The sequence below is a fragment of the Maribacter sp. R86514 genome (assembly GCF_044597005.1).
GTDB lineage: Bacteria > Bacteroidota > Bacteroidia > Flavobacteriales > Flavobacteriaceae > Maribacter.
On sequence record NZ_CP138999.1, the window covers coordinates 909,889 to 935,305 of the forward strand.

Consider the following 25,417-nt stretch of genomic DNA (forward strand, 5'->3'; position numbering starts at 1 on the left):
TGAACTGTTTATTTAAATTTTTAATTCTGCCTTTTTAATTGTTTATTAGAAGTTAATTTAAAAATGAGCTATGAAATTTGGTATTAGATTACTGTCGGTTTTAATGTTGTTGGTTGGATGTAAGGAGAATAGACAAGATGTTCGATTATCTGAAGGCCAATGGCTTGTAGAGTTAGAGGTAATGGATAATCAAGTATTGCCTTTTAATTTAAAAGTTAATAAGAATACCGATGGGGGTTATGCAATGCAGGTATTTAATGCCGAAGAAGTAATTGATATAGACGAAATAGAAATAAAGGGTGACTCTATAATAATGCAGACACCGGTTTTTGAAGGGTATTTGGCAGGTACTTTCACTGAAAATACTATTGAAGGTCAGTTTGTCAAAGAAAGTTTAGAAAGAATTGTACCATTTAAAGCGGTATATGGAATAGAGGAAAGATTCAAAATCACAAGCGAAAATTTAAATAAAAATATCTCGGGTATTTGGGAAACGTATTTTAGTCCAAACTTAGAGGAAGAGTATGTAGGTAAAGGAATATTCTTGCAAGAAAATGATAAGGTAACCGGTACCTTTAGAACTACAACAGGAGATTACAGGTTTTTAGAGGGTGTAGTTGATGGTGATTCTCTAAAATTATCTGCTTTTGACGGTGCGCATGCTTTTTTGTTCAATGCCAGGATTACAGATTCTACCATGAACGGTGTTTTTTACTCAGGCAATCATTTTAAAGAACCTTTTGTTGCTACTAGAAATGACGGTTTCGAATTGCCAGACCCGGATTCATTAACTTTTTTAAATGAGGGTTATGACAAATTGGCTTTCACTTTTCCTGATACTGAAGGCAAAATGATTTCTTTGAGTGATGAAAAATATAAAGACAAGACCGTTATTGTTCAGTTATTGGGAACATGGTGCCCTAATTGTTTGGATGAAACCAAATTTTTGGTGGATTATTTAAAGGACAATAGTGACATTGAGGTTATTGGTTTAGCATTTGAATCAGCCAAAACCAAGGAAATAGCAATTAAAGGAATAAAAAGATTAAAAGATAGGGTAGGTGTTAACTATCCTATTTTATTGGCGCAATATGGCACCTATGACAAACAAAAAGCTCAAGAGAAGTTACCAATGTTAAACCATGTACTTTCTTATCCTACCACCATATTTATCGATAAAAAAGGTAAGGTTAGAAAAATTCATACAGGCTTTAATGGTCCTGCAACGGGTGATAAATACGAAGAGTTTAAAACAGATTTTAATCAACTCATCACTAAATTGCAAAACGAATAAAACTAGATAATCGTAGATTTTCCTAGCCCGATGTTTTCATCGTTGATATTGAAATTTCCGTCTAATTCCATGATGTTGTCGGCAATAAAATCACCTACATAGTTGGTGCCATATTTAGAGCTTCCTAAAATATCTGGAGTAACGATTTTCTTGGAAAATGATTTTAAAACTGCAGCAACGACGGCATCAGATTCTTCGTTCATTTTAAAGTGTTGTAATAACATGGCCATACTCAAGATTGAAGCTACGGGGTTAGCGATGTTTTTACCTGCTGCATCTGGATAAGAACCATGTATGGGCTCGAACATGGCGTACTCAAGTCCTACCGATGCCGAAGGTAAAAGTCCTATAGACCCTGCAATAACGCTACCTTGGTCAGAAAGAATATCACCAAACATATTATCGGTTAAAATAACATCGAACTGAGAAGGGTTTAAAATCATCTGTATAGCGGCATTGTCTATAAATAGGCAATTTAATGTTACATCTGGGTAACTTTCAGATATTGAACGTACCACACGTCGCCATAAACGAGATGTTTCAAGTACATTGGCCTTATCTACCAATGTCACCTTCTTTTTTCTTGAACGGGCAGATTTAAATGCCAAATGCGCAATTCTGCTAATTTCTGATTCTGTATAAGTACAAGTGTCAGTAGCAGAATTCTTTTCTTCATCAACAGATTTTTCACCGTAGTAAATTCCGCCGGCAAGCTCTCTGAAAATAACTAAATCTGTATTCTGTACTTGGGTTTTTGAAAGTGGTGATTGTTTTACCAACGAAGGAAAAACCTTTACAGGTCTAATATTGGCGAACAATCCTAATTTTTTACGCAATTTTAGTAGACCTTGCTCTGGCCATACTTTTGCTTTTGGGTCATCATCAAATTCCGGTAAACCCAAAGCACCAAATAAAGTGGCATCAGTGCTTTTGCATAATTTTAGAGTCTCCTTTGGCAATGGGCTACCTGTTTGTTTTATGGCAGTCGCCCCAATAAGTCCTTTTTTAAAGGTGAAGCTATGTCCAAAAGTTTCTTCAACAGAACGTAAGCACTTAATTGATTGTTCAACGACCTCAGGTCCAATTCCATCTCCTTCTAAAACCGCAATGTCTAAATGCATAATTAGCTAATACTTTGTAAATCTATATTTGAAGTCTCTATGATTTGATGAATATCATCATCTTTTACTTCTTTTCTAGTGTCCGCATATCTTAAGAATTCTTGATACACGTCATCTAATTGTGTTTTTGTTAATTCGTAACCCACTATTTTAGCTCTATAGGCTAGGGCAGCTCTACCACTTCTAGCGGTCAAAACAATAGAAGATTCGGTAACACCTACATCCGCAGGGTCAATAATTTCATAAGTTTCTCTATTTTTTATGACGCCATCTTGATGAATACCAGAGCTATGAGCAAATGCATTGGCACCTACAATAGCTTTATTAGGTTGTACCATCATACCCATTTTACGAGAAACCATTAAACTGGTATCGTAAAGTAATTTACTATTTATAGTAGTGTCAAAATTTAAATTTGGATGTTGGCGCATAATCATAACAACTTCTTCTAAAGAAGTATTACCTGCGCGCTCACCTATACCATTTATGGTACATTCAATTTGTCTTGCGCCGTTAATGACACCGGCAATAGAATTTGCAGTTGCCAATCCTAAATCATTATGACAATGGCATGATAGTATGGCCTTGTCTATTCCTTTTACATTTTCACGTAAGTATTTAATTTTAGCACCATATTCATCTGGCAAACAATACCCTGTAGTATCAGGAATATTAAGAACGGTCGCCCCGGCTTTAATGACCGCCTCACAAACACGGGCTAAAAACTCGTTATCTGTACGACCGGCATCTTCTGCGTAAAACTCCACATCTTCTACAAAGGTTTTTGCATAGCCGACGGCAGAAACCGCACGTTCTATGATAGCATCTCTATTAGAATTGAATTTAAATTTAATATGAGAGTCAGATGTGCCAATACCAGTGTGTATTCTTGGTGTTTTAGCATGTTTAAGAGCTTCTGCTGCAACTTCAATGTCATTTTTGACCGCACGTGTCAATCCACAAACAGTAGCGTTTTTAACGAGCTTGGCTATGGCTTCAACAGATTTAAAATCACCTGGACTAGATACAGGAAAACCGGCTTCAATTACATTGACACCTAGTACATCTAGGCGCTCAGCAATGACCAATTTTTGTTCACGGTCTAATTTACAGCCCGGTACTTGCTCTCCATCTCTTAAAGTTGTGTCAAATATTTGAACGATATCTTTACTCATATTATTTACGTAGTTTTACTCGTCAAACGAATATATAACCTTAAACATAAGGCTTAGAAAATTTGTAAACATGTTTACAACGTTAAGTCAGTTTTTTAGGTGTATAAAACATTGAATTTCAATAATTTAAACTCAATTTTTTACGATGACAAATGCGCATAAAGATGCTTTGTTCGTTTTAGTTAAATCACTTTCTAAATCTGAGAAGCGTCAATTTAAGCTTTATGTAGGCAGATTAGGGGTGAATACCGACGCCAAATTTTTGGCGCTGTTCAATTTATTGGATAAAATTAAACTCTATGATGAGAAAACGATATTGGAAAGTGGTATTGTCAAGAAAGCGCAACTTTCAAATTTAAAAGCACATTTATATAAGCAAATATTGGTTAGTTTAAGGCTAAATCCTGTTAATCAGAATATAAGGGTTCAAATAAGGGAACAGTTAGATTTTGCCACTATTTTATATCAAAAAGGTCTTTACAAACAGAGTTTGAAAATTTTGGATAAAGTAAAGGGCATCGCTATTGAGAATGAAGAGAAGAATATAGCTTATGAAATTGTTGAGCTAGAAAAGATAATTGAAACTCAGTACATTACAAGAAGTATACCTGATCGAGCAGATGAACTAGCTATACAGGCCAAAGAATTATCGGGTCATAATGTAATGACCAGTAAGCTGTCAAATTTATCTTTACAGCTATATGGTATGATGTTGAAAGTAGGTTATGTGCGCAGCGATGAAGATTATCAAAAGGTTAAAACATATTTTAATGACCACTTACCTTTATATAATATTGAAGATTTAGGCTTTCGAGAAAAGTTATGGCTATACAAAGCTCATTTATGGTATAGTTTTTTAACCCAAGATTTCTTGTCTTGTTTTAAATATGCCAGTAAATGGGTAGATCTTTTCTATGATCATAAGGACATGATTTATCTAAATCCGGTGTTCTTCTTAAAAGGGAATCATTATTTGTTAGAATCTCTTTTTTATGTTCAGTATAGTTCTCAGTTTAAGGAAGTTTTGGAGCGTTTGGAGATTACAATAAAAGAAAAAGAATTTCCAAATAACGACAATATTAATTCTCTGGTATTTATGTATTTAAATGCCAATAAATTAAACCTGCATTTTCTTGAAGGTACTTTTGAAAAAGGGTTGTACTTGGTGAAGATTATTGAATATGGTATCAACAAGCATAGAGATAGAATAGATGTGCACCATGTAATGGTTCTTTATTATAAAATAGCATGTCTGTATTTTGGTATTGGAGATAATAAAACCTGTATTCAATATTTAAAAAAGATTATTGAGAATAAGAACTTAAAAATGCGAGAAGACCTAATGTGTTTTGCGCGTGTGTTAAGTTTAGTTGCTCATTATGAGGCGGGTATGGACTATCATTTAGAAGTTCAATTAAAAAGCACGTATAAGTTTTTATTGAAGATGGATGATATGCATGCCGTACAAAAAGAGATGATCAAGTTTCTTAGAAGTTTAGGCGGTATTTACCCTAACCAGTTAAAAGCTGAATTTCAAAAATTATACAACGAACTTAAAAAGTACGAGGATCATCCGTATGAAAAAAGGGCTTTCTTATACTTGGATATTTTATCATGGTTAGAGAGTCATTTGCAGAATAAACCTGTTTCTCAAATTATGCGAGAAAAAGCGTTGAAAAAATCACGTTAGGTGAAATTTATGTAGATGAAAAGTAATCACCTTCAGCATTTATTGGAAATTAACCTCGCCATGCTTTTTGTAGCTACGTCTGGTGCCTTAGGACGCTATGTTCAGTTGTCGGTGCCTGTTGCAATTGGTGCCAGGGCAATACTAGCTTTTTTGGCATTGTTCCTATATTGTAAATGGAAAGGATTCAGTTTAAAAATCGATAAAAGAGATGCTCCGGTAATTTTTCTAAGTGGAATATTAATGGGAGTACACTGGGTAACTTATTTCTACGCATTAAAGTTATCTAATGTGGCAATAGGTATGCTTTCTATATTTACATACCCAGTGATAACGGCGTTTTTAGAACCTATTCTTTTAAAAACCAAGTTTCAATTAGTGCATTTACTACTTGCTTTTTTAGTGCTTACCGGAATGTATTTTCTTAGTCCCACCTTAGATTTTGAAAATTCATATACCATTGCTATCGGTTTTGGCGTATTTTCTGCTCTTGCATACGCGTTGCGCAATATTATTTTGAAGCAAAAAGTTTCAAAATATAATGGTTCAATGTTGATGACATATCAGACTGCAATTGTTGGCGTTGTTTTATTTCCTTTCTTATTTTCGGTACCAACAAGTACGCTTTTAAATCAATGGGAAGTTTTGGTTGCACTAGCAGTGCTAACAACGGCAATTGGTCATACCATGTTCTTGATGACGTTTAAGCATTTCAATATTACAACCGTAAGTATATTGAGTAGTGTGCAACCTGTTTATGGCATTTTGATAGGAGCTATTTTCTTATCTGAAATACCAAAAGGAACGACAATTTTAGGAGGTATACTTATTTTAAGTTCGGTGGTAATAGAAAGTATACGTTCTAAAAAACCGACTTAAAGTTATTCTTAGTTCTGTGAATTGATACCGGGTGTGCTAGCTCCAAATTGATTGATTATATTATCTCCGAATTTGGTAAACTGTTCATTTTTAGCCATCTCTCTAACTTTTACAGGGTCAAAATCACCATTGAAATATAAAAACGAACCGTTTTGGTTATCGTTGTTGTAAATCAATATCTCTTTTACTGAATTCTTTTTTTCACGTACAGAAACTACATTACGTTTTAAATTATCATTTTTTCTAAATACCTCAATAAAAGAGTTACCTGTAATGCCGTTCATTTGCTGATTTAAAAATTGGGTTCTATCTGCCGTTGTGCTTGGAAATTGCATGTATCTTAAATCTTTGGTATTTCCTACCATAGCTTTCATTTCTGGAGAGATTTCACTTATCATAGATAACATGAATTGTGGTACACGCACCGCGGTAACTTGATTATCATTTTTATGTGCGTTATAAAATGTATCAATAGAGTTGTAGCTACCGCAAGAAGTAATTACTAAGAATATAATTAAGACGAAAAGTTTCTTTAACATGGTTATAGTGTTTGTGCTAAAAGTAAGAAAATTAAAGACACGCATTCCAAATAGGGTCATTTGGAGGAGGAGCTATAATTTCTAGAGGTTCTTTTTTTACCGGATGTATCAAACGCAGTTTTCTAGCATGTAAATGAATACTGCCGTTAGCATTGCTTCTGTCAAATCCGTATTTTAAGTCGCCCTTAATAGGGCTGCCAATGGCAGTAAGCTGTGACCTTATTTGATGGTGACGACCAGTTTCCAAATCAACTTCCAAAAGGAAATATCTATCTAATTTTTTTATGATGCGGTACGTTAAAATTGCCTTTTTACTATCTGGAACTTCTTTGATGTGGGCGTAAGATTTGTTTTGTTTCGTATTTCGCTTCATATAATTAACCAATCTTTTCTCAGCTTCGTTTGGACAATTTTTTACCACTGCCCAATAGGTTTTTTTTGCATCTTTCTCTGCAAACATTTTGTTTAGCCTAGGTAAAGCTTTAGAGGTTTTGGCAAATACTACAATACCAGATGTAGGGCGATCCAAACGATGCACAACTCCTAAATATACATTGCCGGGTTTGTTATACTTTTTCTTTAGAAATGCTTTTACGGTGTCACTTAACGGTCTATCGCCAGTTTTATCACCTTGTACGATATCACCAGGGCGTTTGTTGATTACTATTAAGTGATTGTCTTCAAATAGTACTTGAAGGTTATCTACGGTAGAATGTTGTTTTTTCGACAAATTTTAGTCTTATCTAATTAATTATTGTACTACCTAAATTGCCAGTTTTTTTCCTCTTATTATTAAAAATATAAACATAATAACGCCAATGGTTACTGCGACGTCAGCCATATTGAATATTCCCGTTCTCAGTACGCCTAATCTAATCTGAAAGAAATCTGTGACGGACCCATAAGCAATTCGGTCTATTAAATTTCCTAATCCGCCACCTATGACCAAAGCAAAGGCAACAATCAATAGAAAATTTAAATTGGGTTTGCTCATAATTCTATAGAGCATTATCAATAGTAATAACATTGGTAATGCCTGTAGCAGAAATCTCTTTAAAATAGGAGGGAAGTCCTGTCCAAAGCCAAGCATAGCACCTGTATTCTCCACATTTGTAAGAATCAAATGATTTTTTATAACAGGAATAAAAACTTCTGGCTCTACTTTTTGGCGTGTTAGTTCTTTAGATACTTGATCGCAACCAACCGTCATTAAAACAATGATTAGAATCAAGAATTTACTAAAATATTTAGAACGCTTCAAAAGTGTTTGTTATTTAATACTGCTCTTCATCATTAGGGAAATCTTGACTTTTTACATCGCTTACATAATTAGAAATGGCATTGCCCATTTCTTCATAAAGGTTCATGTATCTACGTAGAAAACGAGGATTGAATTCATGTGTCATTCCTAATAAATCATGCACTACAAGAACTTGTCCGTCAGCGTGCTTACCACCACCTATACCAATGGTTGGTATGGTTAAGCTTTCGGAGACCTTTTTTGTTAATTGAGCTGGTATTTTTTCTAGAACCAGACCAAAGCATCCTAGTTTCTCTAGTAATTTGGCATCTTCCATTAATTTTTCAGCTTCTTCCTCTTCTTTAGCACGAACCGTGTAGGTGCCAAACTTGTAGATGGACTGTGGTGTTAAACCTAAATGCCCCATTACGGGTATACCAGCGGCAAGAATTCTTTTAACAGATTCCTTTATCTCTGCGCCGCCTTCTAATTTTACGGCATGTGCACCACTTTCTTTCATAATTCTAATAGCAGAACGCAAAGCTTCCTTGGGATCACTTTGGTAACTTCCAAATGGTAAATCAACCACGACCAATGCTCTGTCAATTGCTCTAATAACAGAAGAAGCATGATAAATCATTTGATCTAATGTAATAGGTAAAGTCGTTTCATGACCGGCCATTACATTACTAGCGGAATCGCCAACCAAAATAACATCGACTTTCGCGGCATCTACAATTTTGGCCATTGAATAGTCGTATGCAGTCAACATGGAGATTTTCTCTCCGTTCTTCTTCATTTCTACTAATGATTTTACAGTGACTCTTTTGTATTCTTTTTTAGCTACAGACATATTTCAATATTGATTAACAAGCATAAAAGTAAGGAGTTTTACTGAGATTAAGCATTAACGATATAGAATCCATTTAAAAGATTACAATTAATATTTAATTAATTTTACAGTGAATCAGTAATTGAAGCGGAAACATGAAAAATATCATTATTCTATTTGCATTTTTGACATATAGTTTGGTTAATGCCCAAATAGAAGAAGAGGTAAAGGTAAAGTATGCGGTAGAGACTTTTTTTTATGCTTTAAATGGTAAAAATGAATTTGCGATGAAGGGTGTTGTAGATGCCGATATTAAAATGCAAACGGTAAATTTAAATGTGCTAGGCAAGATGATCGTTCGTGATACAAATTTTAATGATTTAATAAATTTTATGATTACCACACCAGATTCTATACCTTTTCATGAAAAGATTCTGGATTATAAAATACAAATTGATGGCGGTATGGCGCACGTTTGGGCGCCATATGAATTTTGGTACAATGGCGAATTCAGTCATTGCGGCGTTAACTCCTTTCAACTATTTAAAGAAGAAGATGCTTGGAAAATTATTTATCTAGTTGATTCTAGAAGAAAGGAAGATTGCAAGCCGGTTTCAGACTAATTTATAACATACTATTTCCACGGTCTTGAATTTGAGGCATCAGCTAATGGGAAATCTTTTGGAACTTCTTGAGTAACCTTTCCTGTTGCTGCCCATTCAGCACCACGTTGTAAAGTTGTAATAAAACCAACACATTCCATCGAGTAATCAAAATGCCCTAATGTAGAGTGAAATACACGTCCTTTACCATAATTAATAGCCATTAACTGCGGTACATTCTGTCCTAAGCCCTTTACGTTAGGGTCCCACGGCGGAGCGTTTTTCTCCACATCCGCAAAAGCAGTTGCCAATATTGTAGCGTTTTCGAATGGTCCCCTCATACGTTCGTACATTTCGTCTGGTGTGTGCAACCACTTCTCTGGTATGCCTTTCATTATAGGATGTTCAGGGGCTCTAGTTGTTAATTGAAATTCATACTGCGGTCCGTGAGAGCCACAAACTCCTTCAGACGGATCTTTTATAATTTTACCTGCTTCGTTATAATATACATACGGTCCAGACTTCTCATCACGTCCTCCCCATGCACCTAAACTGATCATTTTATTGTACTCTTCCCATTCTCCCCAAGCATTGTCGGCTGCATGAACAACCACTAAACCACCACCGTTATTCATAAAGGCTTCAAAATCCTTTCTAGTTTCCTCTGGCCACAATGGTGAATCGGCACCTAGGTTAGAAATAATAACATCATAATCATTGAAATTAAATGTAAAGTCTGAAGTCTGAATCGGACTCTCGGAAATATGATAGGTCTTATCTTCTAATGGGTAAGTTTCTATAAATGAATGGTAAGCTTCTGGTCTATCCTTATTATATTTAATACCCAACCAAACAGAGTCCATTCTTTGAACATCTACGGTAAATAAATCAGTTTGTTCTAAATAATCTTTCATCATCATGGTAGTTTTTGGCCAGACGTAGTGGTTGTTCTGTCCGTCAATAATCAAAGCTTTTAATTTAGCCGGTGGTTGAACTTGCTCTACAGTTTCTTTTTTTCTTTCTCCGCAAGCTGTAAGTAAAAAGCTAAATAAAACAACTGCCATTAAATTTTTCATGTTGGTGTGTTATGGTTAATTCTAAAGTTGACTTTAAATGTACATGAAGAAGTTAAGATGGCAAAAAACAGACTACAATAAGTAAAGAACAAAAAGTAGATTTCTTTTTGCTGATGATAAAAACTGATCTTAAATTAGCATGAAACAAAATTAAAGTACAATGAAAATATTAGGAATAGGATCTAGAATATTACATGCAGAATATGGTAAGGGAGTAATCACTAATGTGTCTAGCAATATGTATTGGGTTGCATTCATGGATAAAGGATTGGAAACTATTGAGATTGATGCTGATTTTGAAGTTATTGAAGCTATTGATAATGAAGTGGATACCGTAAGTTTTTTTGATGTAGAAAGTTCATTGGTTGCTATTTTACAAAAATGGAGTGATGCAACCCAGCGTGTAGCTATTGCAGATAAATGGAAAGGCGGAAATATAGTTTTAGAGCCAGGTGAAAGCGGCGGTAGTAACAAAGAAATACCTATTAATACATTTTTTCATAAAATAGTAATGGTACGTGATCGTATACGTGTTATGGAGCAAAAAATAAATTCAAGTAAGAATTTAGATGATCAGGAAAAAATAGACTTACAGCAGTACATTACCCGTATTTATGGTAGTTTAACCACATTTAATGTGCTCTTTAAAGCAAAAAGCGACCATTTTATTGGTGAGAGATCAGGTAAGTAGCTCTTTTGTGTTGAAGATTGCATATTTCAATTTTGCACACGGAGCGATTTTGCAATTTCATATTGCTTCTTTACAATATGCTCATTAAATCCATGGGCTGCATTAGAAACGATTACATATTCTTTTCTTGGAGCCCTAATTTTTTCAAAATAAGGTTTGTTCAACTCTTGAGAGCATAAAATATCATGTTCCCCTTGAATCATGAATATTGGTAGTTTAAAGGTTAGTGCGGTTTTGTTAAAATCTATGTTGCTGACCATGGAGGGTACGCCAATAGTTTGGTCACCAACAAGGTTTAAAAAGGAGTAATCATCACCGTTATATCTATCTCTACTATCTTCATTGTTTTCGTATTCTGCAGCAATTTTCCACCAGTTAGATGGGGCAGGATCTGCAAATTCTTTTTCAAACTGTTTTACTACACGTAAAAGTTGACCGTAGTTTTTAGCTTTTTGGTAAGGAGGCGGACCTAAATCTTTAAGTTTTAAAAGGGTAGGGGTATCTTCTTTAATATTTGCTATTTTGTATACATGTGAATAGGCGTCATCAATATTTCTAGTAAAATCCACAAATTGAGCATGACCAATATAGGCATGAAATAATTCTGGATGTTTCTGCGCCATTTTCGTAGCAAGAATTGAACCCCAAGAAGTGCCCATCAATATCACTTTTCTTTGACCTAAACGTTTAAGTATATATTGAGTAACAGCAATACCGTCATTGGTCATATCTGAAATAGATAGCAGATTGTTAATATAGAATTCATCATTGATTTCTTTAGGGCAATTTCTGCCAAATGTTCTACCGGCACCTCTCTGGTCCCAGTGAACAATGGTAAATTCTTTCTGCCATTCAGCATAGATATCATCTTTAAAATGACTCATACTACTACCCGGACCACCATGTATTAACAACACTACAGGGTTGCTGATGTCACTTCCGTTAATGGTAATCCACTGTTCAATACCACCAATACTAATAAACTTAGCTTCAGCAATTTTTTTTTGAGCAAAAGATGTACTAGTGGTAAGTAATATGAAAAAGAAAATGATATTCCTTAATTGCATTTTGTTGATGATTTGATGATGAATATGGGTGCTACGAAGATATTTTTCCTATTTCTAATTATTGGTGTAAGGTGCCTGTCTTAACTTTTATTTTGCTTTATGATATATTGCATAAATTTTTATACCTCTAATTGAAAACGTAAAACGGTTTTTAACTTCTCTTCAGCAACCTTTCTAAAATCAGATAAATAAATTTCTTTATAAACTGTATACGTTCTAAAAGTCTTTGTGGTTTCTTTTTTTTAGTATGTTCTAGCATTTCATTAAAAAAATCAATAGAAATAAACGCCGGTTGCCTAATCATTAAATTATAAACCAGTTCATTTTTATTTAGTACGCCTTTATAATTCTTTTTTGCACTTTCAGAAATATCCCATTTACCTTCTAATGGTTAAACCGTCCAATCCATATACTTTTCAGGTACAATTGTCATTTTTTTCAAAGTCATTTTAATAGTATAAGCGACGCTGTATAAAGTTTGAATATGTTCTGTAAAAAGAGAACTATTTGGATTTCCTTCTCCATGTATGCTCAAATACTGAAATTTTGGAACATTAATGAGCTCAGGTTTATTTTTTGGCATATAAATACCTTTCTCCGTTTTTCTCCACTCATGTTTTATTGTAGACTTCATATAAACAAAGTAAATAAATAAGGAAGAAGGTTGCACTTATAACATAGGTATTATATAAATTGTAGTATTTCATAACAGTTTTGTTGCATAGATATCATTCATTTATCTCTTGTTTTGATATATTTTTTAACAACTATGGTTTTTAATTGTGCAATGGCTATTTTAGGATAAAATTTATATTATGGGTAAGGTCATTACATTCGGTGAAGTATTAATGCGAATTTCACCAAGGGGTAATAAGAAGTTTGTTCAATCTAATATTGTTGAATTTTTTTTTGGAGGAACAGAATTGAATGTAGGAATTTCCATTTCTAATTTTGGAGGGAATGTAAAACATATTAGTGCCGTATCCGATGATTTTATTGGAGATACTGCTTTGACCTATATTCAAAAGTTTGGAGTAGATACATCAGCGGTAGTTAAATCTAAAAGACCCTTGGGAGTCTACTTTTTAGAGGTGGGAGCCGTAATTAGACCTAGCATGATTTCTTATAACCGATCCCATTCCGCATTTTCTGAAATAGATTCATCTAAAGTTAACTGGGAAACTGCATTGGAAGGAGGCGAATGGTTACATTGGACAGGGATAACACCAGCCTTATCTCAAGGAGCTTTTGACGTATTAAAAGAGGGTTTAAAATTAGCTAGGGAAAAAGGTTTAGCTGTTTCTGCTGATCCAACCTACCGTAGTGGTTTATGGAAATATGGTCAAGACCCTAAAGAAGCACTTATAGAACTACTAAATTATTCTACCATATTTATTGGAGGTGTAAATGAAATCAACGAGGTTTTAGGAACGGACTTTGGTTATGAAAATGATGACTTTATTGAGGCTAGCAAGCAGTTAATGAAAGAATTTCCAAGTATTGAAAAAGTATTCGATAAAATAAGGACGTCTCTGAACTCCTCTTGGCATAAAATAAGAGCACGAATGTGGAACGGTCATGAGTTTAGGGAAACCGAAGATATTGACATTACCCATGTAGTTGATCGTATAGGTACGGGAGATGCTTTTGCGGCAGGACTAATTTATGGGTTACAAGAATATGAAGATTATAAAGCTATGGAGTTTGCCAGCGCTGCATGTGCTTTAAAACATACCTATGAAGGAGACGTCAATTTTGCTACCGTTAATGAGGTCAATAATATAATTGCAGGAAATATTACCGGAAGACTTAAGCGATAGTTTAAAGCTTCTTTTATTGGAGAATGGTATTAATCGTACCCGATATATTGCATGATAGTTTTACAGAATTATAAATTGTGCCGTGTTTTTCAATATTCTTTTTCAAAAGCGATGTATTTAATTTAATATCGTCGCTAAAAATGGTTAAACTATACACTATATTATCCATTCTAGGCGGGTTATCAAGTCTTTCTGCTTTTACCTCTAATGTTGTTCGTTTATAAGTAAACTTCATCATCTCAGAAAAGCGCTCTACATTTTTAAGCATGCAAGCAGCAAATGAACCTAAGAACAATTCTGCAGGATTAGGAAGACCGTTTGCCGTTTTAACGGTAGTGCCAAAGTTAATATTGGCTTCTTTAACAAGTATACTTGCATCATTGTTAAAAACGGAAGTGGCAGAAATTTGATAGTGCATGGTAAAGCTAATTTTTATAAAAAGCTACAGTCTAGGTTGCTTTCATAAGTATTATAAATATCAAATTTACATGTATGGTTGTAATTAAAAGATGATTTATATCACCACATAAGTTTTAATAGGAGTATAGCGAAGAAAAGGTTTAATTGTCTGTTAGAGAAAATTTGGTATTAACATGAGAATATAGTGTATAAGTCCGTTTCTTTATATATTATACCGCTTCCTTTTTTTCAGATAAGTATTTCCAATAACGCTTTGGTACATGTTGTACATGTAATTTGGTATTAATACGAGATTTAATGGTGGTGCTTTTAAAGTAGTTATTCCACAAGTCTTGATATTCATATTCTTCATGGGTAAAGGCATCGCTCTTCTCCATACTGTTAGTATGAATATCAGTAAGATCAAGCGAAATAATTTCTACGGTTTGTAAATCATAAAAAATACCATATTTGCGTTTTAGGTCGTATATAATCCATTGCTGATCCGCATATCTATTTCTAAAGTGTTTGGATACTAATGGCAACACGTCAAAATCTGGTTCTATATTGGCAAAATAAACATCATCCTTGGTCAATTGAAACCGTACAAAAGCCTCCATTCTATGCTTTTCTCTTCCTACTTTATGCGCTAATTGGTTAATCTTTAAAACACCCGCATCGCTAAAATCCGTAGCGCCTAGATACCTGCCTCCCATTAACTTTTGAATATAATGGTAGATTAGGGCCTCAATATTATTCTGCTCACTTAAAAAAGCAAAGTATATGTTCTTTATTGCCGAATTACTTTTTTTTAGCACACCGTTCCAAACGCGTTGTGCTTTATCAATATTGGTGAAAATAGTTTCGGTATCAGCAAACAGTCCACTTTGAAATTGACTGTTTTTTTGAATATCGGCATGAGATAATTTTTGTTCAAAGCCGACAAAAACAGCGGTTAAAAAACCATTAAAACTACCATCGTAAACTAAAGTTTTTGAAGTATTCATATAAACAGTTTTAGAAGTTGAAGAAAAAGATTCGAGATACAATTTTTAGCCTTTTCTTAATTTTAGTTTTTAATAATACCATTTGGTATCCCAGGGCTAAAATTTGACTTTGACTACGGTCAACCACAGTACTAAAAATTGATAAATTCTGTGAATCAAGAGTGTTGTTTAGATTTTCCATAGTCGAAAATATTTATTAAGTTATACTTTAGTTAAATAATGATAATTGATTGTTATATTGATTTTTGAATTTTCCATTTTGAGATTGTAATATCTTTCCCTTTATCGTGGAAGCATCTAAATCTCTTCGTTCCCAATCATTGGAATTACAGATGATAAAATACTTAGCTCGGTTAAGCGCTATTCCCATTTTTTTAAGATGTTCCCAGTTTAAACTACGGTACTTTCTACCACTTATAATTTTATGAACAGACCCCATTCCTATTCCAGGAATTCTTGCTAACATTCGTGGTTCGGCTTTATTAATGTCTACAGGAAAATAATTTAGGTTTCTAAGTGCCCACATTAGTTTGGGGTCTATATCCATATCTAAATTAGGATTGTCCGCATCTAAGATTTCGTTCACGCTAAAACCATAAAAACGAAGTAGCCAATCTGTTTGATATAGTCGGTTTTCACGAAGCATTGGAACTTCGGAACCTAAGGAAGGTAATCTGCTATCTGTAGAGATGGGTACGTAACCAGAGTAATACACGCGTTTCATTTTATAATTCTTGTAAAAATGAGTTGCAGAGTACATGATATCCTTATCACTTTCGCCAGTTGCGCCTACTATCATTTGGGTACTTTGCCCAGCAGGGGCATATTTGGCAGTGCTTTTAATAATTTTTCGCTCTTCTTTATAACGAATAATTTCATCTTTTACTTTTTGCATAGGTTTAATGAAATCTTCATGTTTTTTGTCTGGAGCCAATAGTTTAAGGCCGGAGATAGTGGGGATTTCGATGTTGACCGACAAACGATCAGCATACAAACCGGCCTCGTACATTAGTTCATCACTGGCGCCTGGTATAGACTTTAAGTGAATGTATCCGTTAAAATTTTCTTCTTCACGCAATTTTTTAGCCACAGCAATTAGTCTTTCCATCGTATGGTCGGCACTTTTAAATATACCAGAACTTAAGAACAGACCTTCTATGTAATTTCTTCTATAGAAATTGATGGTTAAATCCACCACCTCTTGAATTTTAAAAGCAGCTCGTTGTATGTCGTTACTTTTACGTGTTACACAATAGGCGCAATCAAAAATGCAATGATTGGTCAGTAGGATCTTTAATAAAGAAACACAGCGACCGTCCTCTGTATATGTATGGCAAATTCCGTTTCCGGTATCTCCTAAGCCATTATCCTTATTCTTACGGTTGCTACCGCTACTAGAACAAGACACATCATATTTAGCGGCATCCGCGAGTATATTTAATTTTTCCTTTATTCTATTAAAATCCATATCAATTTGTAATTAATCCAAAATTATGGAATAATTCCTAATTATGGAAATAATCCAAATAATATTTTGGATATAATCCATAATCACTATATTTGAAGTATCAAGAATGCTAAATACTTGATTGATACCAAGCTATATTATGGAAAACGAATTGACATTAAAACGATTTACGGATTTACGACGGGAACTGGGTTATACACAGGCAGATTTTGCTACGTTAATCGGAGTCTCTAGTACAACTGCAGATATAGAACGAGGTAGAACAAAACTTTCCGGTAAGGTGGTTTCAGAATTATTAAAGCAGTTTAAGATCAACCCATTGTGGTTATTTGGTGAGAGTGAGGAACAGTATTTAGAGACGTCTAAGACAAGCGTAATACCTAAGGTGGTAACGGTAGATTCGGCGAAAAGGGATAACATGGTTTTGGTGAATGCGAAAGCAGCGGCAGGATATCCACAAAATATTTCCGATACCAGTTGGTATCAACAATTACCGGCTTTTGATTTACCTATTCCAGAATTTAGAAATGCAACTTATCGCGGGTTTCAGGTAGAGGGTGATAGTATGTTGCCGAATTTACATCCGGGTGAGTGGGTTTTAGCTAGGGCTATTGAACATATAGACTATATAAGCGCGAATAAAATGTACGTGGTAGTTTTACAAGATTCTATAATGGTTAAAAAGGTTGAGAAGCGACCAAATTCAAATAATGTAACATTAATTTCTTTGAACGAAACATATCCACCTTATGATATTAAGCCTTTTCAAATTCAAGAAATTTGGGAAGTAAGTAGTAAAATAACGTTTAATGTAGATGCTACTACCGATAGCGGACTACTACGACAATTGCAAGAGTCTATGAAAGAGTTAAAAGATCAATTACAACACGTTAAGAAGGTTAATTAAACTATAGCTTTAATATTTTTTAATATACATTCCACTTTCTTTCAGCTTAAATCCTAAACTTTTATATAGGGAAATTGCAGCGGTTCTGTGGTGACCGCTAAATAATAATACATCATCTAGTTTTGATGATTCTGCTTGTTCTAGTAGTTTTTCCATTAGCTTTCTTCCAATGCCTTGACCTCAATAGTCAAAGGAAACAACTACGTCTTCTATCATACCTTTATGACCGGATACTACCTTGTATTTTGCCATCATAGCAATACCGACTAATTTATCTTCATCCATACAGATTACGGCCTCAGTGGTGTTGTAATCAGATAATGCACTCGCAATATCCAATTGCGTCAAATCTGCATTTAATTGCTTATATAGTTCCGTAAGTTGAGATTGAATGTCTGATGTGACTTCATTGAGTGTGATTAATTTAATTTCCATAACCTAAAATTTTCTTTAAGAACTTAAAATTACTTCATTTTTCATCATTTAGGTAGTCTTCTAAAAAATTCTAAAATGATTTCTCAAGCTTCGTATACTTTTAAAGTCAAAGGGGGTATATGTTAATAACTTACAGGGGTTTAGCCTTTACGACGTTCTAGCAATACCATCATCATTAAGCTCATTATGATAATATCATCATCATTACCGCTCAGTTTTTTTACTTCACTAACCTTAAAACGGCGACCAACCAATGATTTTTCTTTAGATAAGCGCACCACTGTCTCATTATTTCCATTGATGACTAAGTAAGCGGGATTAAGAAATAAACCTGTAAATAGGTTGATAATAGGAATTTGACCAACCAAACCATCCATTACTTTTACCCAGGCGTTCTCTTCTCTAATGGTAAATTTTAATTGTTTATTTTGATTAAACACCTCATAATGCGCTTTCCATAAAGAAGCCCATCCTTTACGACCTATTTTACCCAACTCTTTACCGGTAGGGTCAGAAAAGGAATAGCATGCAGGGAAGTCAATTCACCTATCAGCTTTAATATTGTATAGTAAATTGGTTTTACTGTCATTTTTATAAATACCTACATTCTCCTTGAATTTAAAAAGCTTTTGCTTTACATACGCAACCATTTTTCCATTGGCGTCTACGGCCGAAAAATCATTTGATAAAGTGCCAATGTGGAAAGTAAAATCTAATGGAAATTTATAATCTTGCATGAAAATGATTTTATGTTGGTGTCCTAAGCTAACTCAGTAAGCCCTATTATTTTTTGTTTTGGAGCAATATCATAGTGGTTATCGCCCACTAACTTCGCCCATAGAAATAGAGAGTGGACCAAGTTTGTGTTGTGTAGGTAAAAAGACGCCGCTTTCTGTTTTTACCCATTCTTCCCATGTAGCTTCTACACCGCCAATAGGTATGATTTTTGTCCAAAGTTTAAAGCTCTTAGGTCTTCCGCTAGGTTCAATAATCCACATATAAGAATCTCCCGGGGTATCACCGCCTTGGGTATATGTAACCAATAATGCTTCTGAGCCATCTTCCATATCCACTAAATATCGTTCGGCACCTCGGTCAAAAGCTTTAAATGGAGCTACAAGCCAGAAAGAATCATTATTAAAATAACTTTGTGCTTTTTCAATTAAATCTTGTGTTTTTTCATAAGCAACAGATGCATTGTTAATAGTTGCTGTACTTGAAGAAGGGGTTATTAAATCTAATTGAACAACAATGTCGTCCCAAGAAACGGTAACAATCTCCTTCTCTCTATTCCAGATGTAATGGTGGTCGCCTCTAAAAGACCATTCCAATACCTTTGTGTTGTTATAATTTTTATAATTAAGTGCATCGAACATTCTGTATGCCAAAGCATCAGCTTCTGGTCCAGATTCTCCGGTGGGCAAAGGTTCGTTATAGAGGTAATATAATATTCCGTAGCCTATTGCAGCTAGTAAAAAAAGGATACCTAATAACTTAAATAATTTCTTTAGCATAATGTGTTTAAATATTTCAATAATAAATTGTTGTATAAAATTTAAAACCTGAATAAAATCAAATTAAGAGTTGATTAAAAACCAACAGCGGCATCATCTCCACGTTTATCTGCGCCTCCTTCAAGTTTGCCATTTGCTAAAACTCGAATAGCATCGACTTTACCTATAATAGGTGTTCTTTCTTCGTTAATGATATATCCTTTAGATTTCATTTCTTCTTTTAATTCAGAAGAAAATCCGTCCGGTTCAAAAATGACCATATCCGGTAACCATTGATGATGAAAACGAGGGGCGTTGACGGCATCTTGCATACTCATTTTAAATTCATATCCATTTAAAATAGTTTGTGCCACAGCGGTAATTATTGTGGATCCTCCTGGAGTTCCGACAACCATCCATAATTTGCCATTACGTTCAACAATAGTTGGGGTCATACTGCTCAACATTCTTTTTTCTGCAGCAATACTATTTGCCTCGGCACCTACAAGACCAAACATGTTGGGTACGCCTGCTTTAGAGCTGAAATTGTCCATTTCGTTGTTTAAAAAGAAACCAAGCTCATCTGAATATAATTTAGAGCCGTAAGCGCCGTTAAGTGTCGTGGTGACCGATATGGCATTACCTTCTTGATCTACAATAGAGTAGTGGGTGGTTTCCATACTCTCTACGATTTCTATATTGCCATGTTCAACTTCAGAAGATTTAGTAGCCCTGTCAAAAGAAAAATCAGCCATTCTTTCGGCTAGGTAATCGTCACTCAATAATTTATCATACGGAATTTCAACAAAGTCAGGATCACCTAAAAAGTAATTTCTGTCAGCATAAGCTCTTCTAGAAGCTTCTGTGAATAATTGAATCATTTTTGGAGAATTGTGACCAAATTTAGCAACGTCATAATTTTCCATCATTTTGAATATTTGGTTGATGGTTACTCCACCGCTACTGGGCGGGCTCATAGAAATGATATGCAGGTCTTTATAATTGAATGTAATTGGGTCTCTCCATACCGCCTGGTATTTTTCTAAATCCTCTTCAGTAATATACCCCCCTTTATCTTGAATGAAAGCGGCAAGTTTTTGAGCTACTTCACCTTTATAGAATCCGTCTCTACCATACTTTGCAATGCTTTTAAATGTATTTGCCAATGCAGGATATTTAATAGTGTCATTTGTTTTGAATTCTGTAGCAAACTTAGTACTGTCACTGTTAACTTCTATAAATTTATCTCGTTGACTAGCCAAGCGTTTTTCTTGATTAGCGGTAACTACTACACCACGTTCAGCTAGAGCAATCACCGGAGCCATGATTTCCTCTAAAGGAAGTGAACCAAACTTTTTATGCACTTCAATAATACCTGCAACTGTACCGGGTACACCAACGGCAGTGGCGCCTAAAGTACTTTTACCGGGAATTACGTTACCTAATGAATCTAAATACATGTCTCTGTGTGCAGATAAAGGAGCTTTTTCCCTATAGTCTAAGGCACCGACTTCACCATCTGCTTTTCTATATACCATGAATCCTCCGCCGCCAAGGTTTCCCGCAAAAGGATATGCGACTACCAAAGCCATTTCTGTGGCTACCATGGCATCAAAAGCATTACCGCCTTTTTCCATAATATCACTACCTATTTTAGAGGCTTCTTCGCGAGCAGATACTACCATTGCTTTTTCGGTAACTGTGCCTGTTGGTGTTGCAAGATTCTCTTTGCAACTGCTAAAAATTACGAATGCGGTAAGCATTAATACTAATTTTAGTTGGTTCATAGTTAGTTAAATTTATAGTTTAAATAATTGAGTTTAAAATATTGGTTCATATATTTTAATAATTATTTTTTATTTGTAAATGATTTGAATTTTTGTTTTGAAAAAGTAATTAGCTCTTCAAAGAATTCGGTAAACTCTGCTTCAAAAGCATCGTAATGCTCTTCAAGGTCAATGATTGCAGAATTCATTTTAGATTTATTGTTCGTTCTACGGTTCATACCGTTCAGTACACGAGCAATTCCGTCCATTTTAGAATAATTGAAAATCCAATTGTCGGTAATCATATAAGGCATCATCTTCTTGACACCAATAGGTAATATCTCGAAATTGTCTTCTAAAAGGTCATAAAAATCATTTACAAAAATATCTAATGGAACATCTGAATATGTAGACCAATTTTTGGCTAAAAAATGATCGTAATAAATGTCAACGATAACCCTACTGTAATGGCTATAATTTGCATGAAGGCGTTTGCTGCTTATTTTAGGTATTGGATGAGAATCGGTATATGAGTCTATATATCGATGTAATTTTATACCGTTTTGAACTCTAGTAGGTAAGTGTTCAAATTTATTGGCACGAATACTATCAGCTATAAAATTACCTATGGTTATTTCTTTATCATTAAAAGAGAGATAAATATGTGCTAAGAAATTCATTGGATCAAATTATGCTTGTAGTGTCGAATTTACAAAGAAGGGCAATAGTGATTAGTATGATACGTTTATATTTGCAAAAAACTTATTAAGATTATATGACACTAATAAAATCTATTTCAGGAATACGAGGAACCATAGGAGGAAAGCCAGGAGACAATCTTACACCTATTGATGCAGTAAAGTTTGCGGCTTCTTACGGAATTTGGTTGAAAGACTATTCTAAAAAGGATAAGTTGAAAGTCGTTATTGGTCGTGATGCACGTTTGTCTGGCGAAATGATTCAAAACCTTGTAGTTTCTACTTTGGTAGGTTTAGGTATAGATGTGGTAGATTTAGATTTATCTACAACTCCAACCGTTGAAATAGCGGTGCCCATGGAGAATGCTGATGGTGGTATCATCTTAACCGCAAGTCATAACCCGAAGCAATGGAATGCACTTAAACTATTGAATGAAAAAGGAGAATTTTTAGATGCTGCCCAAGGTGCTAAAATTTTGGCAATAGCAGAAAAAGAAGATTTTGATTTTTCAGATGTCGATGATTTAGGGGAAATAAACAAGAATGGCAGTTATATCGATATACATATAGATGAAGTCTTAAACCTGTCTTTGGTAGATACCGAAGTGGTGAAAAAAGCGAAATTTAAAGTTGTGGTTGATGGAGTGAATTCTACAGGAGGAATTGCGATACCAAAACTTTTAAAGGAATTTGGAGTGGAAGTGGTTGAGTTGTATTGTGAGCCTACCGGTCATTTTCCACATAATCCAGAGCCATTAAAAGAGCACTTAAAAGATATTTGCGATTTAGTAGTTAAAGAAAAAGCAGATTTCGGTATCGTTGTAGATCCAGACGTTGACCGTTTGGCATTTATAAGTAACGATGGTGAAATGTTTGGAGAAGAATATACACTGGTTGCTTGTGCCGATTATGTACTGGGCAAAACCAAAGGTAATACGGTTTCTAACCTTTCATCTTCTCGTGCCTTACGAGATATTACACAAAAACACGGTGGTACCTATGAAGCTGCGGCAGTAGGTGAGGTCAATGTAGTTACTAAAATGAAAGCGAATAATGCCGTTATTGGTGGTGAAGGTAATGGAGGTATCATTTACCCAGAAAGTCACTACGGTAGAGATTCTTTGGTAGGTACAGCGTTATTTTTAATGTTGATGGCTGAAAAAGGTGGTACAGTGGCAGAGCTTAGAGCGAGCTACCCAAGCTACTTTATGAGTAAAAAGAAAATTCAGTTAACACCTGGTTTGGATGTGGATGGCATTTTGAAGTCTATGGCAGAGAAGTATGCTGCTGAAGAAATTTCTACGATTGATGGTGTAAAGGTTGACTTTGCTGAAAACTGGGTGCATCTTAGAAAATCTAATACAGAGCCTATTATTAGAATTTATACGGAAGCTAAAAGTCAGACCGAAGCAGATGGTCTTGCAGATAGAATAATCGGAGAAATAAAGGCTATAGCAGGTTTATAGTTTTAAAACCAGTTGATATAAAAAACCGGAAGCAGTTCAACTACTTCCGGTTTTTTTATTCATTTTAAAGAACATCGGCAAATGCTGCTGGCTGTTTACCCCTATGTTTCCATCGTTTGTGGGTCCATAGGTAATATGCTGGTTGTTCTCTTATTTGCTCTTCGGTAAGTCTTAAAAATTTGTTCGTAATTTCATGTTCTTTGGTTTCTTTGCTATTTATGGAAATAGGGGTGAACTCAGCCTTGTAGTGCCCGCGCTTTACCTTACTTACTTTTAGAAAAACGGTAGCCAATCCGGTTTTGCGTGCCAAAGCTTCTCCGCCGTTAAAAATTGGTACGGTGATACCCATGAAATCTGTCCAATAATGAGCTTTGTGCGCTTGTGGAGATTGGTCGCTGACCATACCGTAAGTCGCTCTAATATTATTTCTATAATTCTGAATAACCGTTTTTGCAGTTTGTGCTTGGGTTATTAAAGTGGTATTCCAGCGTGCTCTTACTTTTCTGATAAATTTATCAAAATAAGAGTTGTTGATTTTTTGGTAAACCGCATATCCTTTAGAGTTAACATAATTGTTGATGCTAACATTCCATTCCCAATTGGCATAATGTGCACATAAAATAATAATGCTTCGTTCTTTTTCTATCTCCAGTAAAACTTCTGGATTAACAAGGTGGTATTTTTTGGCAACGGCCTCTTTGCTTAAATTCATTGTTTTTACCATTTCTAAAAACATATCACAAAGGTGTTTATAGAAATCTTTTTCAATACGATGGCGTTCTTCATTAGACTTGTCGGGGAATACCAAGTTTAAGTTTTCTTGAACCACTTTTCTTCTATAACCAAATACACGGTATATGAAGAAACAGGCAATATCGGATAAACCGTAAAATAGTCGATGTGGCAAAATAGAAACTACCCATAAAAACGGATAGATTAAAACAAAGGCCAATAGTTGCATTCTCAAAAAAATTATGGGCAAATATAACTATATTTGACGCCAAATAAAGGGTGGACAATGTACAACATGGATATAGCGACCATAGCGATAATAGCGGCAAATGTATTAGTGTCGATAAAGGGTTTCAACGATACCACTTTTTTCGAGCGATATAAATTCAGTATTGGGGCGATCAAGGCGGGGCAAAAAGACCGTATGGCAACTTCGGGCTTTTTACATGTAGATGTTTCTCACTTGCTTTTTAATATGTTGACTCTTTTTTTCTTTGCAGGTGTTGTTATCAATTGGTTTAATACTACAAAGTTTTTGATTATATACGGTGTAAGTCTTTTAGGCGGTAGTCTGCTAGCATTGAGTTTTCATAAAGACGAACCCTATTATTCGGCTGTGGGGGCGAGTGGTGCGGTAACCGGTGTTTTATATTCCGCCATTCTACTTCAGCCAGAGATGCGTTTGGGCATAATGTTTATTCCAATTCCTGTACCGGCTTATGTTGTGGGTATTGGCTATTTGTTATATTCTATTTATGGCATGAAAAAAAGATTGGGTAATATTGGGCATACTGCACATTTTGGTGGTGCAATAGGAGGTTATTTGACTACACTATTATTTATGCCTAGTTTATTGCAAACAGATACCCTTATGGTTGGTTTACTTGCTTTACCTATTTTGTTGCTGTTGGTTTTAGAGAAAATGGGTAAGATTTAGATTACTTTTTAATGATTTTATAGATAAAGTGTATATTTTACCTTAAAAATGTGTATTTCATCGTTTTTCCCTGTATATAGACAACA

Annotated in this window: 29 protein-coding genes; 9 read left to right on the plus strand and 20 right to left on the minus strand. The window is 34.7% G+C overall.

The window, feature by feature from the left end; all coding sequences use genetic code 11:
- Nucleotides 1–70: 70 nt before the first annotated feature.
- Nucleotides 71–1,294 carry a peroxiredoxin family protein gene (locus SJY30_RS03990; protein WP_396634311.1) on the plus strand — a complete coding sequence of 408 codons (1,224 nt, stop codon included), beginning with the start codon at nucleotides 71–73 and terminating at the stop codon, nucleotides 1,292–1,294.
- Between the two features lie 2 nt (nucleotides 1,295–1,296).
- Here the strand turns inward: SJY30_RS03990 and leuB are convergent, their stop codons facing one another.
- Both leuB and SJY30_RS04000 read right to left on the minus strand, forming a co-directional pair.
- The gene (leuB, locus tag SJY30_RS03995; RefSeq protein WP_396634312.1) at nucleotides 1,297–2,415 is read right to left on the minus strand and encodes a 3-isopropylmalate dehydrogenase; all 1,119 of its coding nucleotides are present in this window, start codon (nucleotides 2,413–2,415) and stop codon (nucleotides 1,297–1,299) included.
- Between the two features lie 2 nt (nucleotides 2,416–2,417).
- Nucleotides 2,418–3,590 carry a 2-isopropylmalate synthase gene (locus SJY30_RS04000; protein ID WP_396634313.1) on the minus strand — a complete coding sequence of 391 codons (1,173 nt, stop codon included), beginning with the start codon at nucleotides 3,588–3,590 and terminating at the stop codon, nucleotides 2,418–2,420.
- Between the two features lie 145 nt (nucleotides 3,591–3,735).
- Here SJY30_RS04000 and SJY30_RS04005 point away from each other — a divergent pair, with 145 nt between their 5' ends.
- Both SJY30_RS04005 and SJY30_RS04010 read left to right on the plus strand, forming a co-directional pair.
- The gene (locus tag SJY30_RS04005; RefSeq protein ID WP_396634314.1) at nucleotides 3,736–5,280 is read left to right on the plus strand and encodes a hypothetical protein; all 1,545 of its coding nucleotides are present in this window, start codon (nucleotides 3,736–3,738) and stop codon (nucleotides 5,278–5,280) included.
- A 15-nt stretch (nucleotides 5,281–5,295) separates the two neighbouring features.
- Nucleotides 5,296–6,156 (plus strand): DMT family transporter, encoded by an 861-nt coding sequence (locus SJY30_RS04010; protein ID WP_396634315.1) that lies wholly within the window; start codon nucleotides 5,296–5,298, stop codon nucleotides 6,154–6,156.
- Between the two features lie 8 nt (nucleotides 6,157–6,164).
- Here SJY30_RS04010 and SJY30_RS04015 read toward each other — a convergent pair whose 3' ends face one another.
- Genes SJY30_RS04015 through panB form a run of 4 tightly spaced genes read right to left on the minus strand, consistent with a single transcriptional unit; the run spans nucleotide 6,165 to nucleotide 8,788 of the window.
- On the minus strand, nucleotides 6,165–6,695 hold the full coding sequence (locus tag SJY30_RS04015; protein WP_396634316.1) for a DUF4252 domain-containing protein: 531 nt from the start codon (nucleotides 6,693–6,695) through the stop codon (nucleotides 6,165–6,167).
- 31 nt (nucleotides 6,696–6,726) lie between these two features.
- On the minus strand, nucleotides 6,727–7,425 hold the full coding sequence (locus SJY30_RS04020) for an RluA family pseudouridine synthase (RefSeq protein WP_396634317.1): 699 nt from the start codon (nucleotides 7,423–7,425) through the stop codon (nucleotides 6,727–6,729).
- Nucleotides 7,426–7,458: 33 nt separating this feature from the next.
- Nucleotides 7,459–7,926 carry a signal peptidase II gene (lspA, locus tag SJY30_RS04025; RefSeq protein ID WP_396634318.1) on the minus strand — a complete coding sequence of 156 codons (468 nt, stop codon included), beginning with the start codon at nucleotides 7,924–7,926 and terminating at the stop codon, nucleotides 7,459–7,461.
- Between the two features lie 43 nt (nucleotides 7,927–7,969).
- A complete protein-coding gene (gene panB / locus SJY30_RS04030) occupies nucleotides 7,970–8,788 on the minus strand; it encodes a 3-methyl-2-oxobutanoate hydroxymethyltransferase (RefSeq protein WP_036154808.1) in 819 nt (272 codons plus the stop codon).
- A gap of 134 nt (nucleotides 8,789–8,922) precedes the next feature.
- Here panB and SJY30_RS04035 point away from each other — a divergent pair, with 134 nt between their 5' ends.
- Nucleotides 8,923–9,390 (plus strand): nuclear transport factor 2 family protein, encoded by a 468-nt coding sequence (locus SJY30_RS04035; protein ID WP_396634319.1) that lies wholly within the window; start codon nucleotides 8,923–8,925, stop codon nucleotides 9,388–9,390.
- A gap of 11 nt (nucleotides 9,391–9,401) precedes the next feature.
- Here SJY30_RS04035 and SJY30_RS04040 read toward each other — a convergent pair whose 3' ends face one another.
- Nucleotides 9,402–10,445 (minus strand): ThuA domain-containing protein, encoded by a 1,044-nt coding sequence (locus SJY30_RS04040; protein ID WP_396634320.1) that lies wholly within the window; start codon nucleotides 10,443–10,445, stop codon nucleotides 9,402–9,404.
- A 160-nt stretch (nucleotides 10,446–10,605) separates the two neighbouring features.
- Here SJY30_RS04040 and SJY30_RS04045 point away from each other — a divergent pair, with 160 nt between their 5' ends.
- Nucleotides 10,606–11,136: a hypothetical protein gene (locus SJY30_RS04045; RefSeq protein ID WP_396634321.1), complete on the plus strand. Its 531-nt coding sequence runs from the start codon at nucleotides 10,606–10,608 to the stop codon at nucleotides 11,134–11,136.
- Nucleotides 11,137–11,162: 26 nt separating this feature from the next.
- Here the strand turns inward: SJY30_RS04045 and SJY30_RS04050 are convergent, their stop codons facing one another.
- Both SJY30_RS04050 and SJY30_RS04055 read right to left on the minus strand, forming a co-directional pair.
- Complete coding sequence (locus SJY30_RS04050) at nucleotides 11,163–12,203, minus strand: alpha/beta hydrolase (RefSeq protein ID WP_396634322.1); 1,041 nt, start codon at nucleotides 12,201–12,203, stop codon at nucleotides 11,163–11,165.
- Between the two features lie 391 nt (nucleotides 12,204–12,594).
- The gene (locus SJY30_RS04055) at nucleotides 12,595–12,837 is read right to left on the minus strand and encodes a hypothetical protein (RefSeq protein WP_396634323.1); all 243 of its coding nucleotides are present in this window, start codon (nucleotides 12,835–12,837) and stop codon (nucleotides 12,595–12,597) included.
- A gap of 181 nt (nucleotides 12,838–13,018) precedes the next feature.
- On the opposite strand from SJY30_RS04055, the gene SJY30_RS04060 reads away from it, so the two are divergent.
- Nucleotides 13,019–14,023 carry a sugar kinase gene (locus tag SJY30_RS04060; RefSeq protein WP_396634324.1) on the plus strand — a complete coding sequence of 335 codons (1,005 nt, stop codon included), beginning with the start codon at nucleotides 13,019–13,021 and terminating at the stop codon, nucleotides 14,021–14,023.
- A 13-nt stretch (nucleotides 14,024–14,036) separates the two neighbouring features.
- On the opposite strand, the gene SJY30_RS04065 is transcribed toward SJY30_RS04060, so the two are convergent.
- The 3 genes from SJY30_RS04065 to SJY30_RS04075 all read right to left on the minus strand — a co-directional run bounded on the left by SJY30_RS04065 (nucleotide 14,037) and on the right by SJY30_RS04075 (nucleotide 16,897).
- Nucleotides 14,037–14,441 (minus strand): OsmC family protein, encoded by a 405-nt coding sequence (locus tag SJY30_RS04065; RefSeq protein WP_396634325.1) that lies wholly within the window; start codon nucleotides 14,439–14,441, stop codon nucleotides 14,037–14,039.
- A gap of 211 nt (nucleotides 14,442–14,652) precedes the next feature.
- Complete coding sequence (locus SJY30_RS04070; RefSeq protein ID WP_396634326.1) at nucleotides 14,653–15,429, minus strand: TIGR03915 family putative DNA repair protein; 777 nt, start codon at nucleotides 15,427–15,429, stop codon at nucleotides 14,653–14,655.
- Nucleotides 15,430–15,637: 208 nt separating this feature from the next.
- A complete protein-coding gene (locus SJY30_RS04075; protein WP_396634327.1) occupies nucleotides 15,638–16,897 on the minus strand; it encodes a putative DNA modification/repair radical SAM protein in 1,260 nt (419 codons plus the stop codon).
- Between the two features lie 139 nt (nucleotides 16,898–17,036).
- On the opposite strand from SJY30_RS04075, the gene SJY30_RS04080 reads away from it, so the two are divergent.
- Complete coding sequence (locus tag SJY30_RS04080) at nucleotides 17,037–17,804, plus strand: XRE family transcriptional regulator (RefSeq protein WP_396634328.1); 768 nt, start codon at nucleotides 17,037–17,039, stop codon at nucleotides 17,802–17,804.
- Nucleotides 17,805–17,813: 9 nt separating this feature from the next.
- Here SJY30_RS04080 and SJY30_RS04085 read toward each other — a convergent pair whose 3' ends face one another.
- From SJY30_RS04085 to SJY30_RS04115, 7 genes are all read right to left on the minus strand, one after another.
- Nucleotides 17,814–17,975 carry a GNAT family N-acetyltransferase gene (locus SJY30_RS04085; protein ID WP_396635304.1) on the minus strand — a complete coding sequence of 54 codons (162 nt, stop codon included), beginning with the start codon at nucleotides 17,973–17,975 and terminating at the stop codon, nucleotides 17,814–17,816.
- A gap of 9 nt (nucleotides 17,976–17,984) precedes the next feature.
- A complete protein-coding gene (locus SJY30_RS04090; protein WP_396634329.1) occupies nucleotides 17,985–18,239 on the minus strand; it encodes a hypothetical protein in 255 nt (84 codons plus the stop codon).
- Between the two features lie 140 nt (nucleotides 18,240–18,379).
- Nucleotides 18,380–18,733 carry a hypothetical protein gene (locus SJY30_RS04095; protein WP_396634330.1) on the minus strand — a complete coding sequence of 118 codons (354 nt, stop codon included), beginning with the start codon at nucleotides 18,731–18,733 and terminating at the stop codon, nucleotides 18,380–18,382.
- A gap of 48 nt (nucleotides 18,734–18,781) precedes the next feature.
- Nucleotides 18,782–18,976 carry a hypothetical protein gene (locus tag SJY30_RS04100; RefSeq protein ID WP_396634331.1) on the minus strand — a complete coding sequence of 65 codons (195 nt, stop codon included), beginning with the start codon at nucleotides 18,974–18,976 and terminating at the stop codon, nucleotides 18,782–18,784.
- A gap of 78 nt (nucleotides 18,977–19,054) precedes the next feature.
- Nucleotides 19,055–19,753 (minus strand): hypothetical protein, encoded by a 699-nt coding sequence (locus SJY30_RS04105; protein WP_396634332.1) that lies wholly within the window; start codon nucleotides 19,751–19,753, stop codon nucleotides 19,055–19,057.
- Between the two features lie 74 nt (nucleotides 19,754–19,827).
- Nucleotides 19,828–21,495, minus strand: a complete 1,668-nt coding sequence (gene ggt / locus SJY30_RS04110; RefSeq protein ID WP_396635305.1) for a gamma-glutamyltransferase — start codon at nucleotides 21,493–21,495, stop codon at nucleotides 19,828–19,830.
- An 86-nt stretch (nucleotides 21,496–21,581) separates the two neighbouring features.
- Nucleotides 21,582–22,178, minus strand: a complete 597-nt coding sequence (locus tag SJY30_RS04115) for an ACP phosphodiesterase (RefSeq protein ID WP_396634333.1) — start codon at nucleotides 22,176–22,178, stop codon at nucleotides 21,582–21,584.
- Between the two features lie 95 nt (nucleotides 22,179–22,273).
- Here SJY30_RS04115 and glmM point away from each other — a divergent pair, with 95 nt between their 5' ends.
- Complete coding sequence (glmM, locus tag SJY30_RS04120; protein WP_396634334.1) at nucleotides 22,274–23,662, plus strand: phosphoglucosamine mutase; 1,389 nt, start codon at nucleotides 22,274–22,276, stop codon at nucleotides 23,660–23,662.
- 64 nt (nucleotides 23,663–23,726) lie between these two features.
- Here glmM and SJY30_RS04125 read toward each other — a convergent pair whose 3' ends face one another.
- Nucleotides 23,727–24,623: a lysophospholipid acyltransferase family protein gene (locus SJY30_RS04125; RefSeq protein WP_396634335.1), complete on the minus strand. Its 897-nt coding sequence runs from the start codon at nucleotides 24,621–24,623 to the stop codon at nucleotides 23,727–23,729.
- Nucleotides 24,624–24,680: 57 nt separating this feature from the next.
- On the opposite strand from SJY30_RS04125, the gene SJY30_RS04130 reads away from it, so the two are divergent.
- Entirely contained in the window at nucleotides 24,681–25,331 is a 651-nt protein-coding gene (locus tag SJY30_RS04130) for a rhomboid family intramembrane serine protease (protein WP_396635306.1), read from the plus strand.
- Nucleotides 25,332–25,417: the final 86 nt, after the last annotated feature.